10 protein-coding genes and 1 tRNA gene are annotated in these 21,017 nt (G+C 69.3%); 6 read left to right on the top strand and 5 right to left on the bottom strand.

The genetic code is table 11. The features are described 5' to 3' along the window. The first annotated feature begins 3 nt into the window (after window positions 1–3). Window positions 4–447, top strand: a complete 444-nt coding sequence (locus DJ019_RS00580; RefSeq protein WP_111274050.1) for a GNAT family N-acetyltransferase — start codon at window positions 4–6, stop codon at window positions 445–447. Here the strand turns inward: DJ019_RS00580 and DJ019_RS00575 are convergent. From DJ019_RS00575 to DJ019_RS00560, 4 genes are read right to left on the bottom strand one after another with little or no spacing between them, the layout of a single operon-like run. Further along, complete coding sequence (locus DJ019_RS00575) at window positions 444–4,427, bottom strand: hypothetical protein (RefSeq protein WP_111274049.1); 3,984 nt, start codon at window positions 4,425–4,427, stop codon at window positions 444–446. The genes DJ019_RS00580 and DJ019_RS00575 overlap by 4 nt on opposite strands. Before the next feature lie 7 nt (window positions 4,428–4,434). After that, window positions 4,435–6,294: a hypothetical protein gene (locus DJ019_RS00570; protein ID WP_111274048.1), complete on the bottom strand. Its 1,860-nt coding sequence runs from the start codon at window positions 6,292–6,294 to the stop codon at window positions 4,435–4,437. 2 nt (window positions 6,295–6,296) lie between these two features. Further along, window positions 6,297–8,246: a heme-binding protein gene (locus DJ019_RS00565; RefSeq protein WP_111274047.1), complete on the bottom strand. Its 1,950-nt coding sequence runs from the start codon at window positions 8,244–8,246 to the stop codon at window positions 6,297–6,299. After that, window positions 8,243–9,667 (bottom strand): multiheme c-type cytochrome, encoded by a 1,425-nt coding sequence (locus tag DJ019_RS00560; RefSeq protein WP_111274046.1) that lies wholly within the window; start codon window positions 9,665–9,667, stop codon window positions 8,243–8,245. The genes DJ019_RS00565 and DJ019_RS00560 overlap by 4 nt, the downstream gene beginning before the upstream one ends. Before the next feature lie 251 nt (window positions 9,668–9,918). On the opposite strand from DJ019_RS00560, the gene DJ019_RS00555 reads away from it, so the two are divergent. From DJ019_RS00555 to DJ019_RS20715, 5 genes are all read left to right on the top strand, one after another. Then, window positions 9,919–11,592, top strand: a complete 1,674-nt coding sequence (locus tag DJ019_RS00555; RefSeq protein ID WP_165843842.1) for a ShlB/FhaC/HecB family hemolysin secretion/activation protein — start codon at window positions 9,919–9,921, stop codon at window positions 11,590–11,592. 17 nt (window positions 11,593–11,609) lie between these two features. Beyond that, the gene (locus DJ019_RS00550) at window positions 11,610–15,356 is read left to right on the top strand and encodes a two-partner secretion domain-containing protein (RefSeq protein ID WP_111274044.1); all 3,747 of its coding nucleotides are present in this window, start codon (window positions 11,610–11,612) and stop codon (window positions 15,354–15,356) included. Further along, window positions 15,353–18,505 (top strand): CHAT domain-containing protein, encoded by a 3,153-nt coding sequence (locus tag DJ019_RS00545; RefSeq protein WP_111274043.1) that lies wholly within the window; start codon window positions 15,353–15,355, stop codon window positions 18,503–18,505. Before DJ019_RS00550 ends, DJ019_RS00545 begins: the two co-directional genes overlap by 4 nt. Window positions 18,506–18,539: 34 nt before the next feature. Then, window positions 18,540–20,195, top strand: coding sequence for a glycosyltransferase family 4 protein (locus tag DJ019_RS00540; RefSeq protein ID WP_111274042.1), 1,656 nt, complete (start codon window positions 18,540–18,542; stop codon window positions 20,193–20,195). 98 nt (window positions 20,196–20,293) lie between these two features. After that, a complete protein-coding gene (locus DJ019_RS20715; RefSeq protein WP_133255207.1) occupies window positions 20,294–20,758 on the top strand; it encodes a hypothetical protein in 465 nt (154 codons plus the stop codon). 82 nt (window positions 20,759–20,840) lie between these two features. Here the strand turns inward: DJ019_RS20715 and DJ019_RS00530 are convergent. Continuing rightward, window positions 20,841–20,915, bottom strand: a tRNA-Lys gene (locus DJ019_RS00530). Window positions 20,916–21,017 lie beyond the last annotated feature (102 nt).

Raw genomic sequence — 21,017 nt, 5'->3', positions numbered from 1 at the left:
GGCGTGCAGCTCCGCTCCTGCCGGCCCGCCGACCAGGCCGTCCTCGCCGATCTCTGGTTCGAGAGCTGGCGCTCCACCGGACTGCAGCAGCCCGTGGTCACGCGAAATGATCTGGCGAGGCGCGCCCGACACGAGCTCGCGACACGATGGACCGTGACGGTGGCGGAAGCCGAGGGGCGGCTGATCGGCTTCGTGGCGATCTGCCTCGCCGAGCGGCGACTGGACCAGCTCTTCGTCGCGCCCGAGGCCCAGGGGCAAGGTGTCGGACGGAACCTGTTCGACGTCGCGAGATCGACGATGCCCGACGGTTTCTGGCTCAGCACCCAGACCGACAACCTGCGAGCCCGCGCCTTCTACGAGCGCCAGGGCATGTCGGTCGATCAGACCGGCCGCGCGCTCGCCGATGACACCGTCGTCTACGTGCTCCGCCCGCCTGAGCGGGCCTAGCGGTCCGCCTGCGCCTGGTTCGTCGGCACGCCCAGCCAAGCGGTCATATCCACCTCATCCACGACGCGATACGGCCGGCCCCACTGGTCGGTGAAGAACCGCTCCATCTCGGGGCGCGTGAACGGACGGGAGCCCAGACGGCCGAAGATCGCCATCTGGTAGCCGCTCTCGTCCACCGCGCGGTCGCGGTCCAGGCCCTTGGAGAGGGCATAGGCCGGCCCCGGCGTCTTCGCCCAGGCGATCAGCTCCGGCTTCGGCGCGGGCGAGAAGCCGTAGTAGTTCGGCTGGGTGGACGGGCTCGTGATCTGCAGCACCTTCATGCCGTTCCGGCCGTCCGCGACGTAGGCGAAGGCCGAGGCGTTGGTGGAGGCCACGATCACGTCCTCGGCGTCGTTCAGCAGGCCGCCGGCGTCGAAGGCCATGTAGGGCTTCGGCCGCTCGGGATTGGTGACGTTGACGATCACCAGCCCCTGCGACTTGGCCGCCACATAGGCATAGGTGCGCGCGATGTAGAGCTTGCGGGCGTCGGCGATCGGAACGGTCGCTTCGGGCAGATGCCGTGGCTGGTCCAGCTTGGTCACATCCAGCACTTCGAGGCCGCGCGCCGTGGTGACCCACAGATAGCGGAACTGGAGCGCCGAGCCGCGCGGATCGGGGAGCGCCACCGTCGTCACGTGGCGGGGCTGCAGCGGGTTGTCGAGGTCGACGACCACGAGGCCCGCGTCCGCGGCGATGTACGCGTAGTGCCCCCCGAGGGTCACGTGCCGCGCGCCCTTCAGCACGCCGCCGGCGTTCCAGGTCACGGCGCGCTTCAGCTTGTTGTTGCGCGGCTCGCCGTCGGCCAGGGTGTTGATGTTGACAAGGACCAGCCCCTCCTCCGCGTCGGTGATGACCGCGTAGGAGTAGATCGGGTGGAACTTCTGCTCCTGGTTGATGTCCAGGAGGCTGGCTTCCTCGCCGGTGACCGGATGCTTCAGCTTGGTCTGCTGCATCCACTCGTTGCGCAGCGGCGCGACCGGCTGGGTGGTCGCCAGGGTCATGCACGTGGCGTTCTTGGTCGCCACGCGGGTGTCGTGGCCCAGGGGCGAGAACGGCGCGGTGATCACCCGCTGGGAGACGCCCTTGTTGGCGACGCTGGCGGCGTCATAGACGCGGAAGCCGCCCTTGCCTTCGGCGACGTACAGGTATTCGCCGCGAAGCTGCAGGCAGCGGGCTTCGCCGCCGGTCTTGTGGACGAAGTTCGAGAACTCCTCCGGACCATCCTCCTCACCGCCCGACAGGCCCTTGCCCTTGGCGAACGGCTTGCCGCGCACCCAGTTCTTCAGCTCCCGCCCGTTCTGGTCGACGTGCAGCTTGTAGAAGTCGGGATAGGCGTAGCGGTGCAGGTATGAGCCGATCACCGCCTGAGGTTCGCTCCACTCGGAGACCCGCGTGGCCTGGATGCCGCCGGCGGCCCCGACCCAGGCGTTCTGCCCGACGAAGTTCACGTAATTGGTCCCGAGCAGCAGGAGCTGGGCCATGATGGCGTTGTTGTCGTTCGCGGCCGAGACGTGACAGTCGGTGCAGGTCTTGGTCTCGGTGGTCCGCACCGTGTGCGGGAAGTGCGGCGCGAAAGCCTGGCTCGAGAAGCCCGAGGCCGCCATCGGCGGCTGCTGCACATAGATGCGTTCGCGGTTCACATTGGTCGACGAAAGCACGAGGGCCGAGGACGAGCGCACCGGGGCGATGGTCGAGCCCTTCGTCGTCTGGTGCTTGCCGAGCTGGTACATCTCGTCCCGCGCCACCTGCGGATTATAGGTGGCGTAGTTCCGGGTGGTCTCGCCCTCGTACTTGTGGGCCTTGGTCTTCCAGTTCGCCTCGATCGGCAGGTGGCACCCGCCGCACGCCGTCGTCCAGGCGGTGTGACAGGCGAAGCACTCCATCTCTTCGTCCTTGTGCGCCCGGTCGGCCGGCGCGACGCCCGGCCCCCAGGCGAACGGACGGCCGTCCTGGCTGATCTTGGACATCAGCTTGGCCCTGGCGGACTTGGCGTTGAAGTCGGGGCTCGAGCGGTCGACGGTGTCCTTGGTCAGCTTCACCCGCCATTCGAGCTTGGGATCCAGCAGCGAGCGCTGGATCAGCACCCGACGGCCGCCCTCCTCCACCCACTCAAACCGGCGCTGGCCGTCGGGGTTGCGGAGCAGAGAGAGGTCGTTGCCCTTCGGATCGGCGGCGGGGCCGGAGGTGCGAAGGGTCGGGTACTCCGTCGACGTGCCGTGGCAGTCCTTGCAGCGGATCTCCACCGCATTGGCCACCTCGCCATAGATCAGGCCCGAACCGTGGCTGTCCTGGCTGAAGTGGCAGTCGGCGCACTGCATCCCCTTCTCGGCGTGGATGTCCATCATGTGAACCGCCTTGCCGGGGGCGTTCTGGCCCGCGGGGGTGAACTCGGGCGCGCCGGCCTTGTGGAACTTCTCGGGGTCGTCGTGGGCGATGATCTTGCCGTCCTTGTCCAGCAATTCGCCTTCACGATTGCGCTTGAAGATGGCGCGGAAGTTCCAGCCGTGGCCGTGATAGTCGGCGAACTGGGTGTCCTTCAGCTTAGTGTTGAGGCTGAAGACGTTGCGCAGGAAGTCGAGGTCCGCCCAGAGCCCGCGGGGCGAGGCGCCCTCCGGATTGCGGTCCAGGACCTTCCGGATCTCCTCGCTGGTCGGATACTTCTGCTTCTCCGGCCACATGAAGGGCGCGTCGGATTCGTAATCCCACATCGTGTAGCCGAGGTAGGTGTTCACGAACATGTTCGGCTGGTGCATGTGGCAGTTCATGCACTGGGCCGTCGGGATGGCGCGCGAGAAGGCGTGCTTGATGGGGTGGCCGCTCTCTTCCTTGCTGATCGTCGGGTCGACCGTCGCGCTCTGCCCGTCGCGGCCATACGGCGCATAGGTCAGGCTGGCGTGCGGCTGGCGGTTGTTGGCGTAGACCACGTGGCACGACGCGCAGCCCGACGAACGGTAGTCCCCCGGCTGGTCGTTGGTGCCCATGAACCAGGTGAAGGGGTCGTTCAGGCGCGTCTTGTGGATGTTCAGGACCGGGATCGCCACGCGCAGGCCGGTGCCCGGACCGCGGTTCGACTGTCGGATGTCCGGCCGCCCGGGCTCCTCCAGGCGCTGGATCTGGCCGTTGGCGTTGGGCAGGCCCACCTCGGCGAACTGGGTATTGATGTTGCGGCCGCCGCGTTCGAACACGCGGAAGATGTCGCCAGGCGGCACCACCTGCCAGGTCGGCAGCGGATAGAGCGTCGGCAGCGCGCCGCGCTTGGCCTGCTCCGGCGTCACCGTGCCGGGCGGATTTCCCGGCGACAGCAGCCGCGCCGGCTCACCGTGCGGGGTGTAGGCCTCGCCCAGGACGTAGTTCTTGAAGGGCAGGATGCCGTTGTTGTACGCGCCGCCGCCCCACAGCATGACGCCGGTGGCCATCATGGACCGCTCCGCGCGCTCGATCAGCTCCATGTGGCAGGCGCCGCAGGCCTGCCGCGCCACGCGGTAGTCCGACGGGTTCACGAAGCGGATGAACTCGGGGCTCTCCTTGTTCAGCAGCGTGTAGCTGGCCTTGGGGTTGGCCGAACTCGGATAGTGCCAGCTCTTCGGATACTTCGGCAGCACGTGGGCCTTGTCGCGGACCTGTGCGTACTGGGGCGCCTGGCGCGCCATGCCATCCGGCAGGCGTACCGACGCGTCCCCGCCATGGCAGTCGGCGCAGCCCAGCTTCACCGCCTGGGACACGTGCATGCTCTTGGCGTCGGTGTCGGTGTGACAGGTGAGGCACCCGGCACTGGACTTGTCCACGTCAGCGTCGGTCAGGCCCAGGCGCGCCGGAGCCGCGGGCGCATAGACGCGCTTAACCGGCTTCTCGGCCTCGCTGGCGGACAGGCTGAGCGGCGCCAGAACGGTCACCGCCGCCAGCGCCCCGAGCTTCAGCCATTTTCCCCCAAACTTCAGCATCTTGGCCCTAGAAGGTAAGAACCGCGTTGAGCAGTACCGAATAGTACCGCTTGTGCCGCGGGCTGTTGGTGAACAGGTCTTTGAACCCCTTGCCGGGGTCGAACGCCGCCGCCGAGGCGCGCAGCACGATGTTCTGGGACATCTTCGGCCGCCAGATCGTCGAGACCGAAGCGTCCCAGCCCAGCGACTTCGGGATCGATCCCTCCTGGCGAAGGGCCTGCAGGATCGCGGTGTCGGCGAAAGCCAGGTGGTTCAGGTTGGTGGTGACCCGAAGTTCGGGCGTGACGTCAAAGTCCGCGCCGCCGCCCAGCAGGACCGTGCCCGGATTGTTGAAGTTCGACTGCCCCTCCTCCTTGGAGGAGCGCAGGCTGTTCAGCACCCCGTTCCGGCCGTTGACGCCGATCACGCGACCACCGCCCGCGAGAGGAATTGTCTGTCGAATCCAATAGCTAGTGTCAGAACCTGCGAACTGTGGGTTCTCAAAGATGGCGTCGAAACCCCGTTCGCGGTTGTCGTAAGGATCCTTGTCGGCAGAAGCGTAGAGGCCCTGCAGACGCAGCCGTGTCCAGTCGAGGTCGATCGACGGCTCCGCCGCCACGAACCAGCTGCGGATCTTGGCCTTCCGACCGGTGAAGGTGTTGTTCCGGTCCTCGCCGAACGCATAGAACGCCGACGCTGTCAGATTGACCCGTCCCACGCGGCCGTCGGTCGAGTATCCCAGATAGGTGACATCGTAGTCCCGGCCCCGGAGGTTCCCCAGCAGGGCCGGTCGCTGGGGAAAGCCGTTCTTGTCGACGTAGATCTCATCGCCTTCCCGGTTGCGATTGTGCGCCACCATCACCTGGCTGGTGATCCCCGGGAACGGCAGGTCCTGGCGGTACATCGACGCGATGAAGACGTAGTCCTTCCGCAGATCCTGGCCGATGTCGTTCAGGCCCGAATTGGTGTCCTTCTCGATCCGCCAGAAGGCGGCCAGGTTGTATTGGAACCGGTTGTTGTCCCGGTTGCCGAAGAAGCGGACGCCGAGCTGATTGTCCTGGAACAGGAAGCCCCGGAATTCGCTCGAGAACGGCTGTATGCCCACCCGTACGCTGTCGAAGTCGTAGCGGTCGGAAACGTCGCGCAGGTGATAGTCGAAGAAGGCTTCCTGCACCCCGATGAAGGAGTCGCTACGGCGCGACTTGCGACTCGGCTCCACGTACAGCACCCGCCGCTCCGGCACGTCCACATAGTTGTGCTGGTAGGCGAGCGCGACGCGGAACTCCATTTCCGGCGGCTTGTAGGCCGTGGAGCCCTTGATGAGCGAAGCGGCCGCGATGACGGTCTGGGCGACGACGAGGCTGCTGTCCTTGCCGAAGATGTCCAGGCTGCCCGGGCGCGAGGTGGTCTGCACCCCGACGGGGATCGGGAAGCTGCGCGGCTCGATCACCGTGTCCGAGATCGCCGTGGCCGCGAAGAACCAGTCCTCGGTCCCCTTGATCGGGATGTCGCCCTTCCAGAAGTTCTGGTTGTAGGGATCGAACCAGCGCGACTTGACGACTCCGAGCGCGCCGGCGAGCCGCCAGCGGTCGGGGATCGGAACGGATTGCGCCGGGTCGAACGCCTCGGGCGGCGGGGCGCGGACCGCTCCCGGGTTCTCCGGAATGACCACGGGCGGGGGCGGCGCCTTGAAGAGGCCGGGACGCGCGCGCCCCTCCAGGGGTTGTTCATCGACGGGCGGCGGGGCGCCTTCCGGCTGCGGCGCTTCAGGCCCGGCCGGCTGGGCGGCCGATGTCGGGCTCGGCTGCGCGCCATGCTCCTGCGCCGCCAGAGCCGGCCCTCCAAGGGCGGCTGCCGCGGCAAAGGCGAGGAGAGGAGCCGAGCGCACGCCTATTTCCCCTGACACACGTTCTGTTCGCTCGTGTCGAGGAACGGCGCGAACGGGCAGCCGACGTAGCGCAGGCGCACGGCGGGCGCCGGTCCGACCACCAGCTGGTCGGCGCGCATCGCCGTCGCGGCGTTCGACAGCGTCTGCACCCGATTGCCGCCATTGTAGAGTCCCAGGAAGGCGACCATGTCGTCCTGGTCGATGCCGTCGCCGGAGACGCCGATCCCGCCCACCAGCCTGCCGCCACGATAGATCGGCACGCCGCCCGGGAAGATCTGGATGCCGTTCTGGAGCCTGTTCTGCCCCGGCGCCACCTCGGGGAGCGCGGTGCAGCGCTGCGGCGTGTCGGTCGCACTCGCGCCGGTCACGAAGGCCAGGTGCTGGCCGAGGGCGCCAAGCACCAGCGCAGACTGCAGTCCGGTCGAGAACGGGCTCCACTGGCCGATCGGCCGCGAGAACGGGCCGTTCGGGCGCGTCACCTCCCCGTCGGGGAAGTAGGGCCGCGAAAGGTTGCCGATGGTGCGCGCGCCAAAGGCCGTCTTGCCCGTCAATGCAGCGGGATCGCCGAAGAAGTCCCGGGCCTTCTGAACGAAGCCGCGGACGTCCGCGCTGGGATCGGCCGCGAGCTCGGCCGCGGCGAAGGTCCCGGAGAAGAAGGTCGCCGAGCGGGCTTTCTGGGCGGAAACGTCGATGCCGAACACCGGGGCGTCAGGCGAGCGCACGATGCCCAGGATCTGGCCCCGACTGTCGACGACCGTGATCGACACCTGCGCACGGCTGTCCAGCGGGCGGCGGATCTGGGCCCGGGCCCGGCTCATCACCGTGAAGGCTTCCTCGAGGATCGCCCGAACCTCGGCCTCGCTCAGCGGCGTGTGCCCATCGGCCGCGTCGGTGCCAGCCCGGATGGGGAAGCGGTTCTGGCCCGAGCCGTTGGTCAGGACCATGGCGCTGGTGTTCGAGAATTCCGCGGCCGTCGCCAGCCGCAGGCCCGAGGCCTCCGTGCCATAGGCCAGGCCAGACTGGGCGCCGCCGCCGGCGTAGTAGCCCGTGACTGGCGTGAAGGCGCCTGTACCCGCCGGCAGGCTGGCGAACGCCGGGGCATTGGCCGGCGCGGCGCGCAATGACGCCGCTGTCGCGTCGCTGAAGCGCAACGTGGTCCCGTCCACGGCGACCCGCTCCGCGCGGATCTCGGTGGGCGCATCGAAACCGGTCTGGGCCGCGAAGGCGATGGCCTCATCCGCGTCGTCATCCACGTCGAGGATGTTAGTGTCGAGGCCATAGACGCCATCGGCGATCACGCCGACACCCCCCACCAGCACCCCGTTCTTGTAGAGCGGGAAGCCGCCCGGGTCGGCCGAAAGACCAAGCGGCGAGCGTCGCGGGCCGGTCGCCGTGGCGCCGACGCGCGTCGTCACGTCCGAGCAGGGCAGCGACGAGAACTGCACGCCGAACAGCGGGCCGCTCTCCAGACCCACCGTCGACGGGGCTGGCGGAAAGTGCTCCTGCACGATCTGGCTGGCCGTGCGCGTCGAGAAGGCGTTGCCCCCCGACGAAAGGTAGGCGCCGGTGATGGCCTTGGCGATCGCCGCCGCCGCCGCCGGCACTTCCAGGTTCTGGACGTCGAAATTCTGGCCCGAGCGGCTCGGCGGCACGCGCGCGGTCGTCCGGGCGCCGGTCATGGAATAGACCGCCAGCACGTTGCCGACGCGGTCGGTCACCGCGATCACGGCCGGCAGATTGCGGGCGCGCGCCTCGGCGATGGCCTGGGCCAGAACCTTCTGGACGTCGGCCGCGCTGAGGGATTCCGCGCCTGGCAGCGGATAGAGCGGCGCGGAGGGCCCCGGGTTCGGCGGCGGGGGCGTGCTCGTCCCGCCACCCCCTCCACCGCCGCCGCCGCACGCGGCGAGGGACAGAGCGGCCCCGAACAGGGCCAGACGCGACGCGAACTTCATCTCAGGGACCTTGCCGCCTGGGCGACCCGGGTCAACGACGCCCGGAAAGCCTCGGGTCGATAGCTGTTCGGCTCGCGAACCTGGGCGTAGGCGGCGTTCAGGCTGGGCCGGATCGCACGGTCGACCACGCCCCGGTCGGCGCCACGCGCCACCAGGTGATTGACGAGGGTTTCCGCAGCCATCACCGCCTGGGCGCTGCCGGCGTAGTCGGTGTAACGGCGGGTGATCTCGCCGGCGAGCACGGCGTCGAGAATGGCGTGGGCCTGCCCAGGGCTCACCTCCCCGCGCGCGGCGAAGACGTTGGCGAGCTGATCGGCCGTCGCGGCAAGGCGGGCGGCTGCCTGGCGCGAATCCTGTCCGCTCCGGGTGGTGGCGTCATGGAAAGCCTTGGTCTCTGCGTCGAACCGGGCCGCGAGCCCCGGCGCCAGAACCTTCGCCGCCGCCGAGACCATGATCATGTTCTCGTCGTTGAAGGGGGGCTGCCCGGCTGTGCGGAAGCGGCCGGGGTTCACCTCCCACTTCGGCCTCGCGCTCGGGTCGTCCGAGATCTCCCGGTGGCAGGCATGACAGTCGAAGAAGTAGAGCTCCGGGAACGCGCCCATGTTGCGGGCGCCGCTGGCGTAGAGGCTTGCGGCGCGTTTCACCGCCATCGCCTGACCCACGGCCCAGGTCTTGGCGCCGTCGGCGTAGACCTTTCGGGCGACGTAGTCGCGGTCGACGTCCCAATGTTTCTGCAGGCTGGAGAACAGGTCCAGCTCGAACGCCACGCGAGGATGGCCCGCGGCCATGATGTCGTGGGTGACGAACTGATAGCGGCGCGAAGACCCGTAGTGGCAGTCGAGGCAGACGTCGGCCCGGACCTTGGGGTCTTCCAGCCGCTTCAGACCGCGCTCCAGGTTGGCCTGGTGAGCGGCCACCGCCTGGCTGGTCCCGGCCGGAACGTCGCGGCGACCACCGGCGACGGTGCGGTGGCTGTCGAGCCAGCCGCTCGATCCGCCGTGGCACGACTCACAGCCGACCCCGTCGCTGATCTGATGCTTCCCCGCGCTCGCGGCCACCGTGTCGGAGTGACACTCGATGCATTCCTTGGCGCTGGCCGGGTCGCCGATGCCGAGTTTGCGGGCGATCGCCTGAGAGCGCGTGGTCCGCAGGACCGTCCAGGCGCGACTGTGCGCGCCGGCCACCCCTGGATCCTGCCAAGTGATGAGTTCGTTCTGACGGATGTTCACGCCGGAATCGACTTGCCGGCTGTGGCACGTCGAGCCGGCGCACGACGCCACGCCAAGGTGCACGCCCGGCGGCGGAGCCGTCTCGGTGGCGGCCGTCGCAGCCTTGCCGCCGCCAAGAACAATCGCGCCGACGACGGTCGCCGCGGCGATGCAAAGCGCGCCGACGACTCGCGACGCTCGTGCTCCCCCCATGGTCCCTCCCCGGCGCACTCACCGTACTCTTAGCCGCCCCGGGGCTGCTTCGGTAGCCCGAATAAGGCGGTGGCGCAGCTAATCGAACGCGAAAGCCTCGTTCCACGAGCGATGTTCGCCTAGTGAGAGTCTCCCCCTTAACAAGGGGTTTCTCGGAGAGTAGTAGTCGGCGGCTAGGGTTTGGGGGGTAGATTTTCATGGTTGGGCGTCTCAGGGGCGCGCAAGGCGTTGGCCTATGGCCACGCTTCGCTTTGCTCGTCCTCGCAACCACCGCGCTGACCCCGACCGCCGAGGCCTGGGCCCAGCCCGCCCCGGGCGCGACCGCCGCGGAGCTGGATCCCAACACGCGAGTCACGCGTCCCCCGCCGCGTCGGGCGGACGCTGGAGCCTTCTCGCCCGAGCCTCCCGGTCCCTGCCCGCTCGAGTCTTCCGATCTGCAGGTCACGCTCAACAGTGTGACCTTCAAGGGCGTCACCGCCGTCGGACCCGAGGCGCTGCGCGGCGCGTACAGCGAATTCATCGGCACGCCGCAGCCGGTTTCCGTCATCTGCGCGATCCGCGACCGCGCGGCGAGAGTCATGTTCGAGTCGGGCGTGCTGGCCCGTGTGGAAATTCCCGAACAGCGCATCGCCGGCGGCGCCCTGGTCCTGGAGGTGATCGAGGCGCACGTGGTCAACGTCCGCGTCCGGGGCGACGTGGGCGAAACGCAGGCGGTCATCGAGCGATATGCCGAGAAGCTGCGCGGCATGAAGCCCTTCGATATGGCGCGCGCCCAGCGCTACCTGCTGCTCGCCTCCGACGTGCCCGGCGTCCGTGTCCGGGCGGCGGTCCGCCCGTCGACGAGCCCGGAGCGCGGCGCGGTCGATATCGACCTCACGGTGACGCCGGAAGGTCCCGAGGTCTTCGCCAATATCCAGAACACCGGTTCCAAGCAGGTCGGCCGCTGGGGCGGGCTGGTCCGCGGCGAGATCGCCGGCCTGACACGGTTCGGGGAGAGCACCTCCCTGACCGCCTTCCACACCCTGGACTCAAACGAGCAGTGGCTCCTCCAGCTCAGCGAGACCGCGCGGTTCGGCGGCGAAGGACTGGTCGGCCGCGGCTCGCTGACCTACGGCGAGAGCCGACCGGGGGATTTCCTCAAGCCGATTGACCTGACGAGCAGGTCGCTGGTCGCCAACCTTGAGACGGCCTATCCCCTGGTGCGGTCACGCGCCCAGAACCTCACCCTGGCTGGCGGCCTCGACGTGATCGACCAGAAGACCCGCGCGGGCGGTGGGCCTCCTTCGCACGACGAACTCCGGGTCGCCTATGCCCGCGCGGACGGCGACTACCGCACCGAATGGGCGGCGCGCCCCGTGCTGTTCAGTGGTTCCCTGGGGGTCCGCAAGGGACTGTCCATCCTCGGCGGCAGTGAGAAGGGCGACACGGACCTGACCCGGGCGCTTGGAAATCCAGACGCCTGGCTGCTTCGCGCCCAGGGCGGCGCCGACATCGCCATCACCGAGCGCCTGACCGGAATGCTCCGCGGCCAGGCCCAGTATTCCGGAAGTTCGCTCCTTCCCTACGAACAGATATCGCTGGGCGGCCTGACGGTCGGTCGGGGCTATGATCCCGCCGCGCTGCTTGGCGACAAGGGCGTCTCGGCGGCGTTCGAGCTCCGCTACGGCCCGATGCAGTTGCATCCCAAGGTGGTCGCCGCTCCGTATGGTTTCTTCGACGCCGGCTACGTCGCCAGCAACAACGCCCTTGCCTCCGGCGTGCAGAAGGACCGCACGCTCAAGTCGGTCGGCGCCGGGGTCGTTTTCCGCCTTTTCAACCGCGCGAACCTCGAAGTGACCTACGCCCACCCGATCGATGCAACGCGCACCGGCGGTCGCCGTCCAGGTGATCGCGTACTGATCCAGCTCACGGCGAGCCTGCTGTGACGCGGGAGGAACGCCCCATGCCGCCCCTCGACCTTCCCCATCAACGGGATGACGGCCGCCGCCTCCGTCTCTTCGCACGGACGGCCCTTTGCGGAGCCCTGTGTGGTCTGAGCTGGCTGGCCCCGGTCACCGCTGTCGCCCTGCCCACCGGCGGCATTCCGGAGGTCAGCGCCGGGGGCGGCGCGCCCACCATCACCACCGTCGACACCCGGATGAACGTCACGCTCAACGCGCCGCGGACGGTGCTGAGCTGGACCACCTTCGACGTCACGCCCGACGAGACCGTCAGCTTCAACTTCGGCGCCCGCAACTGGATCGTGCTCAATCGGATCACCGGCCTGCAGCCGTCCCGGATCGAGGGGATCATCGAGGGGCGCGTAGGCGGCGCCTACGGCGGCAATATCTGGTTCACGTCCCAGAACAGCATCATCTTCGGCAAGGGCGTTCAGGTCGACGCCGGCGGCCTGCTCGCCGCCATCGGCACGCCGGACACGGGCAGCTTCCTCAATCCGTCGAACAACCTCTTTTCGTTCAACGGCGGCGATGCGCTTCCAAATGCGCGCGTGTTCGTCCTGTCGAACGCCCGGTTGACCGCTCACGGTGGGATGGTGGCCCTGATGGCCCCGACCGTCTCGACCCGCGCCAACGCCGTGGTCAGCGCCACGGAGGGCAGCGTCCTCTACGGTTCGGCCAAGAATTTCCAGATCCGGCTGGAGCCCGGCGCCGCCGGCGACTTCGACCTCGTGGACTTCATAGTCCCGAACGTCAGCGACGGCGCTGACGGCGCCGTCGCCATCGACCTTGGCGGCGACACGCGGGCGAACTCGGTCTTCCTCGCCGCCGTCTCGAAGTCGGCGATCGGCAGCGCCGTGATCAACCTCGAGGGCATGGTCACCGCCCAGGCCGCAAGGGCCGACGGGGGCGACATTGTGCTGTCCGGGGGCGCGGGGATCGCCAGCCGCACCGCGGCGCCCTCGCTGGCCGGGGCCGCCTCCACGGACATCTATCTCAACAAGGCCTCGGCTTCGCGGGATCTCCAGATCCAGAACGTCGGCCGGACCTTCGGTCGGCCCTGGGTTCGGCCTATCGAAGAATTGAAGGACCCGAGGTCGCTTGCCGAGGAAGCCGATCCCTGCGGCCTGTTGGGCCAGTGCGACGAGACCACCGACAACGGTGACGGAAACGGCAACGGCAACGGCTTCCTGAATGGCGGTTTCGCCCCGCTGGAGTCCGTCGTCCTCGACCGGGCCCTCGTCTCCGCCCTCTTCGACCCGACCGCCATCTCCGCCATCACCACCGGCCGGGATGCGAACATCCGGGCGACGGCCGGCATCGAACTTGGCCGGATCGTCGCCAGCCGCGACGTGTCGGTCCAGGGGCCCGAGATCGAGGCCAATAGCCTGATCGCCAACGGCGCCCTGACCGTCAGGTCCACCGAGGGCGCCGTCCGCCTGGCCGGCGTGGGCGTGATGCGCGAGGGCAGCATCACCGGCAGGACCGACGTCCAGATCGACGCCATCACCGCGCCGACGCGGCTGACCGTCACCTCGGGCCGCGACATCACGATCGGCGACGGGGTCTCGTCGGTGACCGGGGCCATCAGCCTGTCGGCCCCGCAGAACGTGACCATCGAGCTGGCCTCCGCCCGCATCGACACGATCAACGCAGGCGTCAGCGCCAACCTCCGCGGCGGCGCGCTGGACATCGGCGCGGTGAATGCCCCGCGCGTGTTCGCCAGGGCGGAAAGCGTGAAGATCGGCTCCGCTGCCACTGCGGGCGACCTCTACGTTCTGGCCACCAACGGCGACGCCCAGGTCGACAACGCGACCGCAGGCGACGACATTTTCGTCATCGCCACACACGGGACGGCGTCGCTGGGCTCGGCCACGCTCACGGGCGGCGCCGCAGACGCTGTTCAGGTCGAGTTCGCGGGCAATCCAGACGCCGCGGGCAATGGCCGCGTCGTGCGGGTCGAATCCACGGACTTCGACGCCAGGCTCGGCCTCGGGACCGGCGGCGTTTCCGGCGCCACGGAGGTCACGGTTCGGGCGGGTCAGGACGCCGTGGTCGATGTGGTCCGGGAGACGCCGGCCTCGCTTTCGGTCATCGCCGCGCGCGATGCGACCCTGAAGGCGCCCACCGTCAGGCTCGACAGCGTCACCGCAGGACGGGACCTCGCGGTCGGCAGCACCACGGGTGACTTCACGCTCGCCAACGCGCTGACCGCCACCCGGAATGTCACCATCACGGCCGCCGGCGCGCTCCGGGTCGCCGATGTGACGGCCAATGCCGGGTCGGTGTCACTGACCGGCGCGACGGTGACCGCCGGCGCCGTCTCGGCGAGCGAAGACCTGACGCTGCGCGCGCTCTCGGGCGGCGTGACGACGGCCAGCTACCGAACCGGCCGCGACCTCATCATCCAGGGGTCGACACTCTCTCTGGGATCATCGATCGCGCCTGTTGCTCGCGATCTTTCAATTACTTCCTTGGGTAACTTCACATCCTCCACGCCGCTTTCCGCCGGACGCAACCTGACCCTCGACGTCGCCGGAACCGCCAGCATCGGCCAGGCCTCGGCGGGATCCGGGATCCGCATCGTCGCCGGCGACCTGACCCTCGGTGGTACGATCACGGCCGCCGACGCCCAGATCGAATCCCGCGGCGCGATGCGGGTCGGCGGGTCCGCTGGCGGCTCGGGGTTCATCCTCGACAATTCCGAGTTCGGACAGCTTCGCATCGCCGGTCAGCTGCGACTGTACGCCGGCGACACGACGGGCGGCGCCCGCGGCGACCTGCTGCTCCAGGACCTGGCGGTGAATCCCTCCAACACGCCGAACGTCGCCTTCCTGGTGGGTTCCGGCAACACGGCGTCCGTCGCGGGCCTGGTGGCGCCCACCGCCAGCGGCGGCATCTTCCGCATCGGCCACGCCACGGATCTGAGTTGGCGACCCAGCACCGTCCTGGTGTCCGGCGCGATCGGAGCGGCCACGTTCTCAGGGGCGGCCTATTCCGGGGTACGCAGCTTCGACGAGGTCCGCCTGGCGGCGCGCCAGGACATCCTCATGGGGTCGCAGCGGTTCATCGACCTGGTGCGGAACGCCGCGATCTCCGACATCGATGTAGCCGCCGGGAGGCCAGCCGGCGTCACGCCCGTGGGCGATGAGGTCAACCGGGTCTTCATCTCCACCGGCAGGCTCGAAGTCTCGGCCGACAACAAGGTGGTCCAGCAGAATACGTCCGCGCTCGGCGGTGGTCAGGCCGTGGGCGTCTTCTTCACCGGCCAGTTCAATCCCGCGCTGATCATCGATCCGCCGAGACTCGTAGAGCTCTGGGGGGCCTTCTCCGGCCAGGGCGGCCAGGTCGTCACCGGCACGACGGCGGGCGGCTCAGTCACCTTCGTGGTTGTCGACACCAATGGCCAGCCGGTCGAACGGCCTCAGGGGGCCAACTACCGCTTCAACAGTTGCGACGTCGGCACCACCAACTGCGCCCCGGTCCTGGCGGCCCCCCAGGAGGGGGTCACCGGCCAGATGAACGTGGGCTTGCTGACGGCGCGCGACGGCCTTTCGAGCTCGTCCAGTGGCCCCGGCGGCTCCGAACTCACGGACGAGGAGGCGGCAGCCCAGGTCTCGTCCGAGACCCTCACAAGCCCGCCAGTCCTCCTGGGCGTCGCAGCTCCCGACCCGGACGAGATCGTCACCGATCCGGTCGTCACGGGGGCCGGCAGCGAGGAAATCTGGCGGCAACGCAGGCAGAAGCAATGATGGTCAAGCGTCTCATTCTCGCGGCGAGCGGTCTGCTCGTCCTGACGGCGGCGCCGTCCAGTGGCGCCGCCCAGACCCGGGCCGACCTGATCCCGCTGGGCCAGAGCGCCGCATCGGGCGCGGTCTGTCAGGCGGTGCGCGACTACGACGACCCCGTCGTCCAGGGCGCCGGCCGACGGGCGTGGAACATCCGTTGCCGCGGCTGGGAGGGCAGTCTCGGGCGCTTGTACGTCTTTGAGAAGGCGGCCGACTCCTCGGGGTGGGAAGCCGCCCTGGCCGGCCGCGCCCAATGCGCCGAGCCGAAGACCCAGGCCGTCGGCCCACTGAGCGGCGTCGATCGCCGCGCGTGCCGCAGCGCCCGGGGCAACGCGCCCTATCTCGCCTACGCCGCCCGAAAGGGCGGAGCCGTCCTCACGTCGGAAGGCCCGGCCCAGATCGCCGACGTCCTCGAAACCGGATTGAAGATCCTGGCCGGAACCATGAAGCCGCCGGCGGCGTCGGACGTCCAGACATCGGCCGCCAGCGCCGAGATCGCCGCCGACTTCGGCGGGGCCACCGGCGGCCTCGCCCGGTCGCAGGCCGCCGCCGCGGCCGACCCCGCCCGCCTGCGCGCCCGCGCCTATGTCCAGAACAACGAGTGGCGCTTCGAACAGGCCGAGACGGACTTCCAGGCCCTGGTGGCTGACGCCGAGGCGCGCCGCGCGCCGCCTGCGGAGATGGCCGAGGCCATGCTCAACCTGGCGCTCAACGTCTCCAACAACGGGCGTTTCGCGGAAGCAGACCGACTGTTCCGCGACGCCGAGGTGCAGGTGGCGGCCGCCAGCGACCCGCTGCTCGCCGCGCAGTCCCGCACCTACCGCGCCCTGCACCTCCGCAACGCCGGGCGCTTCTCGGAAGCGGTGCAGGCGGGTCAGGCCGCCCTGCGCGCCAGCGAGCAGGTCCGCGCGCAACGGGGTCTGGCCGCCAGCGGAGCGGCGGTAGCCACGACCACCGACGGCGACGTGTCGATCTCCGGAGACCTCTCGGCAGCGCTGAACCGCCGCGCGTCGGGTCGGAACGTATTGGGAGGCAGCCGCGTCTCCATCGCGGACCGCCTGACCGTCCAGGACGTCCAGGCGCTCGAAGTGGTCGGGTCGTCCCTGGCCGCCCAGGGGGACGCCGCGGGCGCCCGCGAGGCGTTGAACCGTGCCGCCCGGCTGCTCACCACGGCCGAGGCCAGCGGGGCGCTCAACGTGTGGCTCCGCGCCCGGATCGAGGCCGACCTCGCCGAACTCGACATGGACGCCGGCCAGCCCGGCGCGGCGACGGCGCGCTACGCGAATGCCGTGCGCACCATCCGCCTCCGCCACGCCGGCACCGCCGCCGAAGGCGGCCTGCTGCTGAGCCTTGCCCGCGCCCAGGCGGCCACGGGTCAGGAGGACGCAGCCCTGGCGACCTATGCCCGCGCCTTCGAACTCTTCCAGCAGCAGCGCGGCGCGTTGGGCGCCTCAGCCGACGACGCCGCCCCGTATTTCGACCTGCTGATCAAGCGTATCGGCGCCGATCCGGCGCGAGCCGACGACTACAAGGCGAGGTTCTTCAACGCCGCGGCCAGCGTGGTCTCCAATGCCACGGCCCAGACCGTATCCAAGCTGGCGGCGCGGGTAGCGTCGGGCGACAGCGCCGTGACCGGACTCGTCCGCGCCCTGGAGGACACCCGCCGCGAACTGCGGGCCACCGAGGCCCAGGCCGCCAATCTGCAGGCCGCCAACGCCTACTCCGGGCAGGAGCGCACCGATCTCGAGGCGCGGTTGAAGGCGCTCCAGGGTCAGGCCGATGCGCTGGAGTCCCAGCTCCTCTCGGCCAACCCGCGCTACGCCCAGCTCGTCTCCTCGCAGGCTTCCCTCGCCGACCTTCAGAAGGCTCTCGGCAAGGACGAGGTCTATGTGAAGGTCCTGCTCCTCGGCGCCCGCGGCTACGGCATTCTCGTCTCGCAGACGGCCGCCAAGCCCTACGTCATCGACATGAACCGCGGCCAGGCCGCCGCCGCCGTCGTGGCGCTGAGGCGCCCGTTCCAGGCGGAGGACAGCCTGCCGCCGTTCGACGTCGCCCGCGCCCACGTGCTGTTCCAGAAGCTGTTCGGACCGGTGGCGGAAGACGTACTGGCCGCCCGCCACCTCGTGTACGAGCCGGACGGAGCGCTGATCTCGCTGCCCGTCTCCACCCTCGTCACGGCCGACCCGGCAGCTCTGTTGACGAAAACCTCCGCCGGCCAGGATCCGGACTATCGCCAGGTGGCCTGGCTGGGCGCCAAGGCGGACTCCGCCCTGGTCCTCTCGGCGGCAAGCTTCATGCAGTCGCGGGCCTTTGCCCCGTCCCGCGCCGGTCGGCCTTTCCTGGGATTTGCCGACCCGGCCACGCCGGCCAAGAGCGATCCCCGCGCCTATTCCGGCATGCTCCGCCGCTCGGTGAGCCTGCGCAGCAACCGCGACATCTCGAACGTCTGCGAGAACACCCGTCTGGCGCTGATGCAGATGCCGGCCCTGCCCGACACCGCCGACGAAGTGCGCCAGGTCGCCGCCAGCATCGGCGGCGCTGGAACCGATCAAATCATCACCGGCGCCGCGTTCACCGATGACAGCGTGCGCGGCCGCAATGACCTGTCCGACTACAAGGTGCTCTACTTCGCGACCCACGGCCTGCTGCCGCAACCGTCGGCCTGCCTGCCCGAACCCGCCCTGATGACCTCGGTCGGCGGCGACGGCTCGGACGGGTTGCTCGACGCCAGCGAAATCCTCGACCTCAAGCTCGACGCCGACCTGGTGGTGCTGTCGGCCTGCGACACGGGCGGCTCGGGCGGCGACGCCACGACCACGGGGATGCAGGGTGGCGGCGAGGCCCTCGGCGGCCTGACCCGCGCGGTTATCTATGCCGGCGGCCGGTCGCTGATCGTCTCGCACTGGTCGGTGGATTCCGTCGCGACGGTGCGGCTGATGACGGGCATGTTCTCGGCCGGAGCGCCCAGCAAGGCCGAGTCCCTGGGCGAGGCCCAGCGGGCGCTGATCCGATCGGAACAGTTCTCGCATCCCTACTTCTGGGCGCCGTTCACGATCGTCGGCGACGGGTCGAAGCCGCTGCCAGCGGCCCCGACCCGCACGGCGGCGAACTGAGCGGGACGTCCCCGCCGGACGCCGCGGCCCGCCGATGTCCAACGTCGCGATCCAGCTCAACACCGAGCCGTACGACGCCTCGATCCCACGGCCGATGGGGCGCAACTCTGCGGGCGAAGGGTTCCTGCGGGGCTTCCTGAAGTATGCCGACGTCGAACGGTTCCACTTCTGGAACGCCTTCGACCAGGATCAGGCGGAGTTGGACGCCCTGCTCGACCGGCTGGGGCCTCTCGATCGGCCCGTGAACTGGCTTGGCAAGGCCGATCGCCATCGTCTGGCCGAGGCTGGCGGCCTCTACATACCCACGCCCGAGATGAAGACCGAAGCCTGGGCTCGCCGGGCCATCGGGGGCCACGCCTACTCGCTGACCGGCGTCACCCACACGATCGCCGAAACCTACATCATGGACGAGATCGCAGCCTTGCTGCTCGCGCCCCTGGAGCCATGGGACGCCCTCATCTGCACGTCCGATCCCGGTCGGCGCGCGGTGGAGGCCCTGCTAGAAGGCGTGGCCGGCTATGTTCACGAGCGGTTCGGCGCCACGCGCATCCCGCCCGCGCAACTCGTGACCATCCCCCTGGGAATCCACACCGGCGACTTCCATCGGGATCCCGGGGTGCGCCGCCGCTGGCGTGAACGTCTCGGCATCCCGGATGACGCCCCGGTGGCGCTGCATCTCGGCCGCTTCAGCGTGAAGACCAAGATGCATCCCGGACCCATGGGGCTGGCGCTCCAGGAATCCGCCCAGCGGCTGGGCCGCCCCGTCTACTGGATCATGTTCGGCGGGGCGCGAAAGACCGAGGACGAGGAAGCCTTCCTGGCCGCCGCCGCCGCCGCGTGTCCGGACGTCCGTATCCGCCTTGCCGGCGACACTCTGGCCGCCACCCGCGACGAGATCGTCTCGGCCGCCGACGTGTTCCTCTCGTTGTCGGACAACGTGCAGGAGACCTTCGGCCTCACGCCCGTGGAGGCCATGGCCGCCGGCCTGCCCTGCGTGGTCAGCGACTGGGACGGCTATCGAGACACCGTGCGGCACGGCGTCGATGGCTTCCGCATCCGCACCCTGGGGCCCCGCCCCGGGCTCGGCGCCGATCTGGCCTACGGCTACGCCCTGCGCATGATGGGCTACGAGGCCTATGCCGGAGCGGCCGCGCTCTTCACGGCGGTCGATGTGGGAGACGCCGCAGAAGCGCTCACGACGCTCTTCGCCGACCCCGCGCTTCGCCAGAGGATGGGCGCGGCAGGTCAGGCCCGCGCCCGCGAAGTCTTCGACTGGCGGGTCGTGATTCCGCAGTATCAGGCCCTCTGGGCCGAACTCGCCCGCAGGCGCGCCGCGGCCTCAATCCAGCCGCCGACGGAAAACCCCTACCGTCCCGATCCCTTCCGCATGTTCGCCGCCTACCCCTCCACGACCCTTTCCACCGATGACGAGGTCGTGCTTTCCCGCCCCTTCGCAGAGGGTGAGGCCGCCGCCCTGCTGGATCTCCCCGCCGTCCGTCAGACCGCCGCTCGCCTGCCGACGCCGGACGAAGTGGAGGCCTTGACGGCGGCTCTCGCCCTCGCCCCCCGCTCTGTCGGCGAACTGCTTGCCGAGGCGCCGCCGGAACGACGGGCTTTCCTTGAAAGGGGACTGCTGTGGATGGCCAAGTTCGGAATTCTGCGTCTGCGCGTCACAATGCCGCGTACATGAGGGTGTAAGCGTCAGGTTCAGGTACCGTTCACGGCGCCGATGTGATACTCGGACGACCTGCGCACATCGAAACACTACGCCTCACAGGGGTGAACTGAATGCGTAAACTACTGATCGGCATTGCTCTCTCCTTCGCGTTTTCCGGTACTGCGCTCGCCAGCGACTACATCGTGGTGAGCTCCAGCGATCCGGCGATCAAGCGGGGCCAGGCCTTCGACGCCGGCGCCCGGGTGGCGCTGGGCGCGGGCAAGACCCTGACCCTGATGCGCGCGTCCGGCGAGGTGGTGACCGTCCGCGGCGCCGCCTCCGGCGCAACCATCCCGGGGAGCAAGCTCGCGGCGGCCGACGCCGCCCGTTTCGAAACCCTCCGCGCCCTGGTGGAGCCCCCGCCGCAGGGCCGCACGTTCGGAGCCCGCCGTGGCGGCATCTGCCCGGCGCTGGAAACGCTCACGACCCTGGATGACATCGTCCGCGTGGCAGAAACCAGCGGCTGCAAGACCGTCGCCCGCCAGGCCCTCGACGCCTACCTCGCCAAGACAGGTTCGGCCCCCCAGCCGAACTGACAGACGTCATCACAGGCTAAGCAGACGCCAGGGTCGGTGGAGGTCTCTCCGCCGGCCCTTTTTCTTCGGCGGCGGACAGGATTGGTAGGCCGGCTGGGACTCGAACCCAGGACCATTCGATTAAAAGTCGAATGCTCTACCACTGAGCTACCGGCCCGCATCGCGACCACCCATTCCCTGAGCGGCGCAGCGAAGCGGCGCGGAAACTAGAGGGCTATGAGGCAAAGGGAAAGCCCGCATCTTCAGGGCTTGGCCTTAA

Source organism: Phenylobacterium kunshanense, assembly GCF_003254525.1.
GTDB classification, from domain to species: domain Bacteria; phylum Pseudomonadota; class Alphaproteobacteria; order Caulobacterales; family Caulobacteraceae; genus Phenylobacterium; species Phenylobacterium kunshanense.
Note: the sequence above shows the minus strand (reverse complement) of the source record. Positions and strands in the feature narration are given on the sequence as shown.